At 34.5% G+C, this 12,728-nt stretch carries 11 protein-coding genes; 7 read left to right on the forward strand and 4 right to left on the reverse strand.

Annotated elements, in window-relative coordinates; genetic code table 11:
• The first annotated feature begins 48 nt into the window (after window positions 1-48).
• From BWI92_RS10530 to BWI92_RS10550, 5 genes are all read left to right on the forward strand, one after another.
• The gene (locus BWI92_RS10530; RefSeq protein WP_095162910.1) at window positions 49-495 is read left to right on the forward strand and encodes a carboxymuconolactone decarboxylase family protein; all 447 of its coding nucleotides are present in this window, start codon (window positions 49-51) and stop codon (window positions 493-495) included.
• A 188-nt stretch (window positions 496-683) separates the two neighbouring features.
• Entirely contained in the window at window positions 684-2,273 is a 1,590-nt protein-coding gene (locus BWI92_RS10535; RefSeq protein ID WP_176464391.1) for a DEAD/DEAH box helicase, read from the forward strand.
• A complete protein-coding gene (locus BWI92_RS10540; protein ID WP_095162914.1) occupies window positions 2,270-4,351 on the forward strand; it encodes a helicase-related protein in 2,082 nt (693 codons plus the stop codon). The genes BWI92_RS10535 and BWI92_RS10540 overlap by 4 nt, the downstream gene beginning before the upstream one ends.
• A gap of 282 nt (window positions 4,352-4,633) precedes the next feature.
• Window positions 4,634-6,013: an ATP/GTP-binding protein gene (locus tag BWI92_RS10545; RefSeq protein WP_095162916.1), complete on the forward strand. Its 1,380-nt coding sequence runs from the start codon at window positions 4,634-4,636 to the stop codon at window positions 6,011-6,013.
• 3 nt (window positions 6,014-6,016) lie between these two features.
• Entirely contained in the window at window positions 6,017-6,670 is a 654-nt protein-coding gene (locus BWI92_RS10550; protein ID WP_095162918.1) for an RloB family protein, read from the forward strand.
• Between the two features lie 72 nt (window positions 6,671-6,742).
• Here BWI92_RS10550 and BWI92_RS10555 read toward each other — a convergent pair whose 3' ends face one another.
• Window positions 6,743-7,294 (reverse strand): DNA-3-methyladenine glycosylase I, encoded by a 552-nt coding sequence (locus BWI92_RS10555; RefSeq protein ID WP_095163370.1) that lies wholly within the window; start codon window positions 7,292-7,294, stop codon window positions 6,743-6,745.
• Window positions 7,295-7,382: 88 nt separating this feature from the next.
• Here BWI92_RS10555 and BWI92_RS10560 point away from each other — a divergent pair, with 88 nt between their 5' ends.
• Both BWI92_RS10560 and BWI92_RS10565 read left to right on the forward strand, forming a co-directional pair.
• On the forward strand, window positions 7,383-8,255 hold the full coding sequence (locus BWI92_RS10560) for an AraC family transcriptional regulator (RefSeq protein WP_095162920.1): 873 nt from the start codon (window positions 7,383-7,385) through the stop codon (window positions 8,253-8,255).
• An 87-nt stretch (window positions 8,256-8,342) separates the two neighbouring features.
• Window positions 8,343-9,425 carry an alpha/beta hydrolase gene (locus BWI92_RS10565; RefSeq protein ID WP_095162922.1) on the forward strand — a complete coding sequence of 361 codons (1,083 nt, stop codon included), beginning with the start codon at window positions 8,343-8,345 and terminating at the stop codon, window positions 9,423-9,425.
• A 169-nt stretch (window positions 9,426-9,594) separates the two neighbouring features.
• On the opposite strand, the gene BWI92_RS10570 is transcribed toward BWI92_RS10565, so the two are convergent.
• From BWI92_RS10570 to BWI92_RS10580, 3 genes are all read right to left on the reverse strand, one after another.
• Complete coding sequence (locus tag BWI92_RS10570; RefSeq protein ID WP_095162924.1) at window positions 9,595-10,617, reverse strand: aldo/keto reductase; 1,023 nt, start codon at window positions 10,615-10,617, stop codon at window positions 9,595-9,597.
• 118 nt (window positions 10,618-10,735) lie between these two features.
• Entirely contained in the window at window positions 10,736-11,635 is a 900-nt protein-coding gene (locus BWI92_RS10575; RefSeq protein WP_095162926.1) for an AraC family transcriptional regulator, read from the reverse strand.
• 172 nt (window positions 11,636-11,807) lie between these two features.
• Window positions 11,808-12,689: a LysR family transcriptional regulator gene (locus tag BWI92_RS10580; RefSeq protein WP_095162929.1), complete on the reverse strand. Its 882-nt coding sequence runs from the start codon at window positions 12,687-12,689 to the stop codon at window positions 11,808-11,810.
• Window positions 12,690-12,728 lie beyond the last annotated feature (39 nt).

Genomic DNA, 12,728 nt, shown 5'->3' on the forward strand with positions numbered 1-12,728 from the left:
TAAAACAAAATTCGAAGGATATTTTTAAACGACAAATGACATCATACCATGACAACTAGAGTAAAAATTCACGCATCACAGCCAGCGGCTTGGAAAGCCATGTACGGATTAGAACAATATTTGGCAACGACATCAGTAAGTAAAACTCACAAAGAGTTTATCAAGTTGCGTGCCTCTCAAATCAACCATTGTGCTTTTTGTATCGATATGCATAGCAAAGACGCCCTCAAAAATGGTGAAACAATACAACGCCTACTATTACTAGATGCTTGGCGCGAAACTGACCTATTTACGGAAGAGGAAAAAGCGGTATTAGCCATAACAGAAGACATTACGCCCATCAGTGAAAAAGGTTTGACAGAAGAAACCTACCAAAACGCCTTGAAATACTTCTCAGAAGATTACATTGCCCAAATCATCATGGTAGCAGTCGCAATCAATGCTTGGAATCGTATATCGGTAAGTACACACATAGCGGTAGGTACGAAGTTTTAGAGTGTCAGAAAAGCAAATTATGCCACGAACCCTGATGGAAATGGATATTTCTGTCAGGGTTTTGTTGGTATATTGATGTTGGGTAAGAAAGTTGTTGGGGGGGGAATTCTTGTGTGAAGGAGTGGGATTTTTTGTATCTTGGGATGAGTATTAGTTACGAAACATTTTCAAACACTTTTAAAAACACTATGACATTTTCAGAATTCTACTCTAACAAAATAATTCAAATCTTAAGAGAGCAAAGTGCAAAGAGAACGAATAAAATATATGTTGTACTTGGACAAACAGACTTAATTGACAAATCTGATTTACTCACCAATATAACAGATGTTGAGACTTTCCATTTAAATGGAAACGAAGAACTTTTTAATAAACCATGGTTTATTACCATGTTTACAAAACTAAATTTCGAAAATTCTTTTCATGTACTCTCTTATGCTCAATTTAGCTACTTAATAAACTATATTGACAGCTCTTTTTTTAAAGACAGAGTAATTATTATACAAGATAATTTAAGACGACTCTTTCCGATTACCAGAAATGAATATTTAGAAGAAAGTAGTGATGAAAATATAGAAGCAAGACCAGAAGAAATCCCTATTTATCAGGCAGAACAAATTCAAATAAAAGATTATTTCTTCTATTCTGTAAGGACGTTGAACGATGACTTTACTACTATAAATCTTTTTGAAGAAAAGACTGAACTTAGTGAATCAGACAATTCTGATTTTGAAAATATTGATATTAGCTCAGATCAAACGGCATTGGACTTCTTTTTAAATACCTGCATTTTAGAAAACAATCTTCAAAAAAAAGCAATTGTAAAAATCTATCCAAAACAGCCAATCAATAGCTCAATATTAAAAAATGTTGAAAAGGTAAACTATGTTTTAAATCTTTTTGGAGGTTCGTTAAGCCTTTTAAAAGAAGAAATAATAAAAGAAAACTATCAAGTTAATCAATCGACAAAAGATTTACTTTTAAAGTTTTGGGGAGAAAAAGCAGAGTTTAGAGGTTTAAAGGTTTATCGAAATCCTAATGTAGGAAATCAAGTATCAGAAATTTCACAAGGCTTAATTGTCGAAACAATTATTAAGGAATACGAAAATTCAAAAAGAAATGAAAGAAGAAGAGATTTGTTTTTAACTGCACCTACCGGTGCAGGTAAATCTCTTCTTTTTCAATTGCCAGCATTTTACGTTTCTCAAAGTGGCGACATTACTATTGTTATTTCGCCATTAATTGCATTAATGAAAGACCAAGTAAATGCAATTATTACAGATCGTAATTTTGATAAAGTTGCCTATTTGAATAGTGAATTAAGTTTAATAGATCGTGAAAGAGTTATAGAAAATTGCCAAAGTGGTGAAATTGACATTTTGTATATGTCGCCTGAACTTTTTATGTCTTACGACATTAAACATTTTATTGGCGAAAGAAAACTTGGTCTACTCGTAATTGACGAAGCACACTTAATTACAACTTGGGGTAGAGATTTTCGTGTTGATTATTGGTTTTTAGGAAATCACGTTAGAAAAGTAAGGAAATATCACAATTTAAGGTTTCCAATGGTTGCAGTAACTGCAACAGCTATTTATGGTGGTGCTAACGATATGGTTTTTGATAGTATTGATAGTTTAGTAATGCATAATCCACACGTTTTTATTGGACAAGTTAAAAGAAGTGACATAACATTTGCTGTAAATAATCATGATCGTTTTTCAGCGAATTATGAAAGCAACAAACTTGCTCAAACAGTTGATTTCATCAAAAAATAAATGAAGTTGGCTTAAAAACTTTAGTTTATACGCCTTACACAAAACATATTCGTCAAATAATCGACAAACTCAACAATGACAATCTTGAAATTGCAACAGGATATTATGGAGCAATGCCTGCTGAACAAAAGGAATTTTCATTTAGACAATTCAAAAGTGGTCAGAAAAAAATAATGATCTCTACCAAAGCATTTGGTATGGGTGTAGATATTTCCGACATCGAGTTGGTTTATCATCACGCACCTTCGGGTTTATTACCTGATTATGTTCAAGAAATTGGTAGAGTTGCACGAAAACCAGAAATTAAAGGATTTGCAGCTTTAAACTATTCTTCTCAAGATCAAAGATTTACAAAAGCACTTCATGGAATGTCTGCCTTAAGACAATATCAAATAAAAGAAGTTCTTAAAAAAATACACAAAGCATACATCAAAAACAATAAAAGCAGAAACCTGCTTTTATCAGTAGATGACTTTGGACACATTTTTGAAAATGCTCCTGACCTTGACCAAAAAGTTTTGACGGCTTTGATGATGATCGAAAAAGATTATTTAGCAAAAACTCGATTTAACGTGATTATTGCAAGACCAAAGAAGTTATTTGTTCGAGTTTTTGCAAGAATTTCAGATCAACATCTATCAATTTACAATACAAAATATTCAAACACATTTACTCATATCTGTTCCTTAGAAAATGGGAATAATATTGTTGAAATTGATTTAGACAAATTGTGGTATCAGAATTTTAATGACAAAAGTTTTCCAATAGTAAAGCGTGATTTCTACACAGGTTATTTATTCAGAAACGATGGAATTGAAGTAATTCCTCAACTTAAAATATCGTTTGAAAGAATTGGCACATTCAATAATTTGTATCAAAATCTACAATCGTTATTTGTAAACATTCAAACAATTTTCGCAAATTTTGAAGGTTCATTTTTCAATCAAAAAGAATTGGAAATTGAATTAAGTAAATTTTTAAATGACGAGGTAAAAGCTGAAAAAATCAGCAAATTCATTCTTTCTTCATATTCAGGTAGATTAATTCAGCCAGGTGTAATAGAAGCAAATGCTTTTTTACAACAACGCAGAGAAATTGATGGTTATAAATACAGAATTTTTAATAATCAATATTTAGCAAGTTTTACTGCGCTTACAAATAGACTAAACAATTTGTTTGGAAATACAGACGAGTATGTAGTAAATCGATATGTAACAAATAAAGAATCCAACTCAATAAACTATGTAAGACTTGGATACTTTTTAGAAATGCTTGAGCTTGGAACTTTTGAAATAAAAGGCGGAGAAAATCCAATGGTTTTCATTCGTATAAATGATCCATTAAGAATTGAAAGAGATTCAAACAATAATAGTTACAATAATACTCTATTATCAAAAACTTTAGAAAGACATGATTTGAGCAATCAGATCTTTGATCATTTCTTTTTACGCAGTTTCTCAAACGATGAACGTTGGGATTTTGTAGAGGATTTTTTCCTTGGATCAGATGTTGATATGTTATTGGATAAACATAAAGGTGGCGAAGCAAATAATTTAAACATCATAGAATTTTTAAACAAAAATTCTACACCCATTAATGCTGAAGCAACAGAATTAGATGAAAAGAACAACATTCACATTTTTCAACCGAATTCAGAAACGTTTTACAATAGTACAAATTTATTGACTATTGAAAACGAGCAAGGAATAAGAACAATGAAAATATCTGAATGGTTGGTTGAAGATCCTGTTTCTTTTCATTCAGCCTTTCAGAAACATAAATTGAAAATTGACGGTAAAATATTTGAAATTTTAGTCTCAAAACTTAAAGCAAACCATTTTGAATATTTTCGAGATAGCCTTGGACTAAATATGCGAATTGATTTTAAAGGTTATGATACACAAGTAAAGGCTCTCGTTCCATACAAGAATGAACCTATTAAGTTTTACAGATGGTGGTGTAATAATCAAGAGCTCGTTACAATGAGCTTAAAAGAGAAAATTGAGCTTTTTGATAAAGTTTTTATGCAAAAGCCCATTACATTGAAAAGCGAACATAGAAAAATAATTAATAAATAGGGATGAACAAACTGATTTACATGTCTAAATCTCATCTCATCTCATCACCCCTCCTCTAAATCTATTTAAAGGAGGGGTGTTTTTTGTTGAAATCTTAGTTTAAAAAGGTGCTTTTAAAGCTTAAGTTTAAAGTTATTAAAACCTCATAATTAGAGTAGTAATTTGTGCTAATATGCACATAGTTTTTTCTTAGAATACCGTTGTTTTTACTATTAAAACCTAGTTGGAAAGATTCCTACTTGTGAAAAAATCACTAAATTTGTACAGATAAAACTAAAATGTATGTTAATTAAGTTTTCTGTAGAGAATTTTTCGTCATTTAACGATAGGCAGAATTTCTCCTTATTGCCAGGTAAAGGAACCCTAAAGGGAGAACATAAGACAACAAAAGTCAAAGGAGTTTCAGTTCTTAAAACTTCCGTACTATTTGGTGCCAATGCTTCTGGAAAATCAAACCTTATCAAAGCAATTGAATTTGGGAAAAGATTGGTACTACGAGGAACCAATCCTGAATCCATTATTGACTATCAAAAATTTAGACTAGATAGTAATTGTAATAATAAAGATTCTAGAATAGAATATGTTATTCAACATAATGGCAAAAATTATGCTTACGGATTTGTTTTTGATTCCACTGCCATAAAAGAGGAATGGCTATTTGAGGTGAGCTTGAAGAGCGAAGTGAAAATATTTGAAAGAAACATCAATAATAACCAAATATATGATTTGGATAATATTGTGAAAAATATCAAATCTGATGAAGAAAAGCAATTTTTGAAATTTATCGCAAAAGGAACACCGAATAATCAGTTGTTTTTAAACGAAATAAGAACTCGAAAAGTCAAAGAAAATGTTTCAAAAATTGAAGATATACTGAATGTGATCGATTGGTTTCAAAACTCGTTAAAAGTTATTTTTCCAGATGACAAATACAATGAAGGTTTGAAGTTTGAATTGCATCAAGATGAAGAGTTACTAACAACATTTGAGCAGTTTTTAAAATATTTTGATACTGGTATAAATGGTGTATGCCTTGAAAAAGTTGATTTTGAGAGTGTAGATGTACCTAAAGCAATTTTAAGTAAAATAAAAGAAGACCTATTAAGTAAAAAATCAGAAAACGTAAGAGCTTCAATTCTATCAAATAGAAATACAACCTATTTTCTTTCTATTAAAGATACAGATTTAGTTGTAGAGAAATTTATGACTAAGCATTCTGTTAGAGGACAGGACGAATTAGAAAAGTTTGATACAAGTGATGAATCTGACGGAACAAATAGAATAATGGATTTTATACCACTTTTAATGGACTTGTTAAAAGGTGATAATGTATTTATTATTGACGAGATGGAAAGGAGTCTACACCCTAATCTTATGTATGATTTAATCGATTTATTCATTTCAAAAGCTACAAATATTAATAGCCAACTTATTTTGGCTAGTCACGAATCATCACTATTAACTCAAAAGTTATTACGCAAAGATGAAGTTTGGTTTGTGGTAAAAGATAGTTTTGGCGCAAGTAAACTTCATTCCCTTGAAGATTATAATGTACGATTCGACAAAGAAATTAGAAAAGATTATTTATTAGGAAGATTTAAGGCAATACCTCGCATAGGCAATAGAAATAAGCTTACAATTTTAAATCATCATTCATTGTAAATTATGCCAAGAGAAAGAGAGGACTTATTTAGAGAAAGCAATTCTTTAGAAAAAGAAAAAATAATAGTTTTAGCCTTTGAAGGTAACGATACAGAAGAAATCTATTTTGAGGAATTTAAAGACTCAGAGATGTTTAATGATGCTTTGATACTTTTACATCTTTTAAAACGACCTAAAAAAGACACCAATAGTGCACCAAATCACGTTTTTAAAAAACTGAAAAAGGAAGCGAAAGATGAGTATAATTTTAAGGATACGGATGAGCTTTGGATGATAATCGACACAGACAGATGGAAAAACATTCCTGATATAATTTCAGAATGTAAAAAGCAGTCAAATATGTTTGTAGCTGTGAGTAATCCTTGCTTTGAGTTTTGGTTACTTTTACACATTAAAGATATATCAGAATACAATGAGGAGGAGCTTGATTTAATCTTGAAAAATGGAAAAGTCAGTAGCAAGAAAAATTATGTAGACACTAAAATAGTAGAAATTTTAGGTGCGTATAATAAAAGTAATCCTAAGCCAGAGTTGTTTCTTCCAACCGTTGATTTTGCTGTTGAACAAGCAATGAGATTAGATGAAAATAATGATGAATATCCTAAAAAATTAGGCTCTCATGTTTATAAAGTTCTTATGAAGCTGAAAAAAACATGAGTCGCTATTTCGGATCCCAGTTTCCCCTCCTCTAAACCCATTTAAAGGAGGGAAACTAGAGTAAATTCACCATTAAACCTCCGCCCATTTAGGGTTTTGGGCAAGCACTTTTTGTTGTGTCGGACAATCGTCATCGTGCGAGCCTTTTAGATAGCCAATACTCATCAAGAATTCTCCCACAATTTCGCCTCCTGTAAATTTGAAAGTCTTTTTGAAAAGTTTTACCCATTCTTCCTTGGTTTTGGGATGGTGTGCTTCTAGCCATTTTTCAAAAGAACCATATTCTTTTTGCAGAACTTGAATTTTTTTAGCGTTTTCAATCGCCGCATTGATTTTTAAGCGATTGCGAATAATGCCTGCATCTGCCAAAAGCCTTTCTCTATCCTCCTCGGTGTACGAGGCTACTTTGTCGATATCGTAATGACTGTAGGCTTCTTTGAAGGCTTGCTCTTTTTTTAGGATTGTTTCCCAACTCAAACCCGCTTGGTTGATTTCTAAAATCAATCTGCCAAATAACGCATTATCGTCGTGGATCGGGAAACCGTAGTGATGGTCGTGATAATGGGCATGCAAGGCCTTACGGTCGGCAGGTTGCATATTTTGAATAGCTTTGCAATAAGACATAGGTCGGGTTATAGATTTGTTAAACTCAATCAACGTAAGTAATTTCGAAATAGTTCTTTCATAAAAAGAATCCTTAAAACCCTTCAATATGACTCAGCAAACGCCCTCTATTTTCGAATCACATTATAAAAAATTAGGTTTAGTCCGACTGTCAACGGATACGTTAACAGCGGTTAATAGCGATTTGTACAAACCGTTTATCAAGGTTTTGTATTTGCCCCAAGGATACCAACTAAAGGTCGATTTTCAAGAATACCAAACTGTAGAGCCGAGTCTGTTTTTTGTAAATTCCAATCAGTTTTTACAAATTGATAAAATCGGAGAGCAAAAGGGATATTTGATGTTTTACAACCGAGATTTTTATTGTATTCAGATACATGATGCCGAGGTGGCTTGCGATGGACTGCTGTTTAATAATTTGCAAAACATGCCGATGGTAGAACTGCCTGCAAGTGAACAAGCATGGGCCAATCAACTTTGGGTACAAATAGAGGAGGAGCTAAGCACGAACGAATCGGGGCAGGAAGAAATGCTACGGGTGTATTTAAAACAGTTAATCATTCGTGCGACTCGCATATGGAAAAAGCAAGAACTACATCAAGTTCAAGACGGAACTAGTAGCGATACAGAGTTCTATCGAGATTTTAGTCGATTAGTCGAAATACATTATAAAGAAAAACATAGCGTTGCTGACTACGCCGACTTGTTGGGGTTTGCTCCCAAAACTTTGACACATAAATTTAAAAGACTGCACTTGTCTCAGCCCAATGAAGTAATCAAAGACCGTATCATTCTGGAAGCAAAGCGCCTTTTGACCTATACCCAAATGAGCGCAAAGGAAATTGCCTATCATTTGGGGTATGATGACCCTGCCTATTTTAATCGTCTTTTTGCTCAGAAAGTAGGGGATACGACGACTAATTTTAGAAATAAATACCTTCAAGGGAAAAAAGTACAATAGTTGTATGCTTTTGTGCCTTTATCTGGGTAGTTCGTTGGAGTAATTTTGTCATATCAATTTAAAACAACAACTAAACAAATAGAAAACATGAAAGCTCAAGCACTTGCCTTACCTAATGGCAGCACACAAGATTTAACCATTGTAAAATCATTTTTAGTACTCTTATTGGCTTTAACGGCGCATTTAACTTTTGGACAGTTACGCCCTTACGCTGGTCAGGACGACCCACAAGTTTTTTCCGAAATAAGACCATTTTTGAAAGCACTCAACTCAGGAAACGGTAAACCACTCGAACAACTTAGTCCAGCCGATGCACGTCAAGTATTGGTTGGTGCACAAAAATCGGTTCAGGTAGATTATTCAGGTATTCAAGAAACCGAAAAAGTGATTTCTCAAAATGGTTATAAAGTAAAAGTGCATATCACCAAGCCTGTAGGTGTAAAACCCAACGCACCAGTATTTATTTTCGTTCATGGCGGTGGCTGGGTATTAGGCGATTATCCGACGCATAGAAGACTAGTTCGTGACTTGGTCGTAAATAGTGGTGCAGTGGCTGTTTTTCCTGATTACACTCCATCGCCAGAGGCAAAGTATCCAGTCGCTATTAATGAGATTTATGCCGCTACCCAATGGGTATCAGAGCATGGTAAAGAAATAGGCGTGAATGGTAAAAACTTAGCAGTAGTCGGTAATAGCGTAGGAGGTAATATGTCAGCGGCAATTGCTCTGATGGCAAAAAACAACCACGGTCCTGCTATTAAATTACAGGTGCTTTTGTGGCCAGTTACAGATGCTAACTTCGAAACTGGTTCATACAATGAATTTGCAGAAGGTCGCTTTTTGACTAAAAATATGATGAAATGGTTTTGGGATAACTACTTGCCAGAGGTCGAAAAACGTAAAGAAATCTATGCATCACCTTTGCAAGCTACCGTAGAGCAATTGAAAGGTTTGCCAGAGGCATTGGTACAAACAGCCGAAAATGATGTATTGCGTGACGAAGGTGAGGCTTATGCAAGAAAGCTCAACGAAGCTGGCGTAAAAGTTACTTTAGCAAGATATAATGGCTTGATTCATGACTACGGTATGTTGAACCCGATTTCAGGTGTTACAGCGTCTAAAGTGGCAGTATTGCAAGCAGCATTATCAATCAAAGAAGCACTGAAATAACTAAACAGATATATTCTCTTGATTTAGTGATTATTTTAAAATGTATTAGAATCAAACAAGGCGTTCGAAACGAGTTTTTCGAACGCCTTGTTTGATTCTATATTCCAATGACACATCCTTAGACGCAATCATTGCGTCTCTACAAGTTAATTTCGCGAGGAATAATCGCTCAATTATTTCTATAATCTCCTTGGCGTTTTACCATCCAGCTAGGGTATTGCATTGGAAGCGGACTTATTGTATCAATTTTCTGCAAATCCTCAGCCGAAAGCTGTATTTGTGTCGAAGCAATATTGTCTTGTAACTGAGTAATTGTTTTAGCTCCGATAATCGTACTGGTAACACCTGGTTGATGGCGAACCCATGCCAAAGCTACTTGTGCCACAGTAGTTTGATGTGCTGTTGCAATTTCCTGCATAACATCTACCAAGTCATAAGCTTTTTCTTTATCGATTGGAGGAAAATCAAAATTCTCTCTTCTCGAACCAGCTACTACCTGCTGACGAGTATATTTGCCACTCAAGAAACCACCAGCCAATGGACTCCAAGGGAAGATGGCTAATTTGTGATGCTGTGCCATGGGTACTAATTCATGCTCTATATCGCGCGAAACAGCCGAGTAATAGTATTGTAAACCAATGAAATGATGCCAGTTGTGGCTTTTTGCAATCTCCTGAGCCGTTGCCACCATCCATGCAGGCCAGTTGCAAATGGCAATGTAACGAGCTTTTCCTGCATTTACCACATCATTCAAGGTATGTACAATTTGCTCTACCGAAGTACGAGGATCAACGCCATGAACATACAAAATGTCCACATAATCCATTTGGAGGCGTTTTAAACTAGCATCAATCGAGTTGAAAATATGATAGCGAGAAAGCCCAGCACTATTGGGCGCATCATTCATTCGTCCTAATACTTTGGTCGCAATGACAACTTCGTCACGACGAATACCGAGGTCAATAAGCGACTGTCCGAGTAATTGCTCAGATTGCCCAAAAGAGTAAATGTTGGCAGTGTCGATAAAGTTAATGCCTGCATCAATCGCCGCTTTGATTAATTGATTGACCTCCTCTTGTTGGAGTTGACCAATATTTCCCCAAATGCCAGCGTCTTTTCCGCCAAAAGTCATAGTTCCGAGGCATAATTCTGATACTAAAAGTCCAGTTTCGCCTACATAATTGTATTTCATAGGTTTTGTTTTATTAGTTTTTGAAAAAGTTTTTACTAAAAATCTGATGCAAATTTCTTACAAAACTCTTGTGTACAGTTATCCCAAACGAAACATAAACTATAAAAAATCAAACAATTTAGATTTCTCGGAATAACTTTGGGGTGGTTTGCAACGCACGACGGAAAAAGGAGGTAAAATGCGAAGGGTCGTCAAACCCAAGGGCGTATCCTATCTCAGCAATATTCCAATCAGTATGTTTGAGGAGGGTTTGTGACTCTTGCAAAACTCTTTCTTGAATCAACTGGGAGGTAGTTTTGCCCGTAACCGTTTTCAAAGCACGATTGAGATGATTGATATGGATGGAAAGATGCCCAGCAAAATCAGCAGGAATGCGTAGTTTCATTCTTTGCAAGGGCGATTCAATCGGAAATTGCCTTTCGAGTAATTCCACAAACAAAGAGGTAATGCGATTATTAGCCGAATGCGTATGTTTTTGGATATTATCATTGGGCAACAAACGCATAGCTTTATGAATAACCTGTTGCACTAATGCTCTCAAAAAATCATATTTGAAGGCATAATCGACATTTATTTCAGCAGACATCTGTTCAAAAATTAGTCGAAATTCCTCAATTTGTTCTTCATCAAGATTATAAATAGGAAAGCTGCCAGGCTTAAAAATAGGATACTCTTTGATATTAGGAATTTGATTCAAAAAAGCTTCTGTAAACACACAAAAATAGCCGCGCTGAGTTTCTCCAATTCGTTCGATTTTATAAGGAATCATCGGATTGGCAAACGATATTCCAGCAGACTTTATTTCAATCGATTTGTCAGCGTAGTGATATATATTGTTGCCGATAATCAACGAAATTTTATAGTAGTCCTTGCGACTATATGGCACCGATTTTGTGGGTTTACCAATATAATCCTCCATCTTGAATACGTTGAAATGCCCCACGTCTTTGCGGAGGTTTTCGGGTAAACAGTTGGTACTATTCTTGTAAAAATCTTCTAAAGTATGAACCTTTTCCATGAAGTAAAGTTATAAAAAATCAAACTAAGTAGGGAAACGTTATTAGTTAACAGTATATTGGTTTTTTGAAGATATTCATAATCAAAAGGTTATAGTCAAATTTTGCCTCAGTTATACTATTGATTTAATCTTTCCTACTACTTAACCTGTAAAATGCAACGAAAAAATCGGCCTACAAGTTAATTTCCTCGTGCAGAATTTGATAAAATTCTTTAACAGCCTTTTTCTGATAAACTTCTTTCATTGAAATAATCATAGCCGTTCGGTCCATATTTTCACCCAACAGCGGAATTGTTGCCAAGCCGTCTTTCTGGCTGACAGACGTTTTTGCCAAAATCGTGTGCCAATTCCCTGTTTTGACCAATTCTAGCAAAGTCGGAATATCATTGATTTCAATTGCAATATTGGGCGATAGAGCGTGGCGCTCGAATAAATCATGCACAAATTTGCTTGTCATATATCCTTTGGCTGGAAGAACCAATGGATATTGTGTAATCTGTTCCAAAGTGATTATCTCCTTTTGTGCCAATGCCGAATCTGGTGCGGTCACAACTGTCATAGGTGAGCAAAATAGATTTTGATAGTCAAAATGTTTTTCAACTGCTATATCTCCAAAAAAACTTAACGCAAAATCAAGTTCCAAATGATTTAATTTATCAATCAATTCTTCGGAAGTGCCAAATACGACTTTTATCTTAATTTGTGGGTATTGCGTCGCAAAAAGAATTAGTGCAGGAGTCAAAACATATCGTAGCCCATAGGTTACACCAATGGTAATTTTCCCAGTTTGAAAATTGTGCAAGTCCCTCAGCATCAGCAATCCATCTTGTGCCTTATTGATACTTTGAAAGGCAAAATCCGCAAATAATGCACCTGCTTCAGTAAGTGTAACGCGTTTGCCAATACGATTAAATAAGGGTATATCCAGCTCATCTTCTAGCTGCTTAATCTGCTGAGAAAGAGTGCTTTGACTGATATTGAGTTGCTCTGCCGCTTCGGTAAAATTGAGTAACTCTTTAGCCTTGAGAAAGTATTTTAGTTGTCGAAGCTCCATGGGTATTGAGTGAGTTGTGAATTTTGAATTGTGAGTTAG

The sequence above is a fragment of the Flectobacillus sp. BAB-3569 genome, assembly GCF_002270355.1.
GTDB lineage: Bacteria > Bacteroidota > Bacteroidia > Cytophagales > Spirosomataceae > Flectobacillus > Flectobacillus roseus.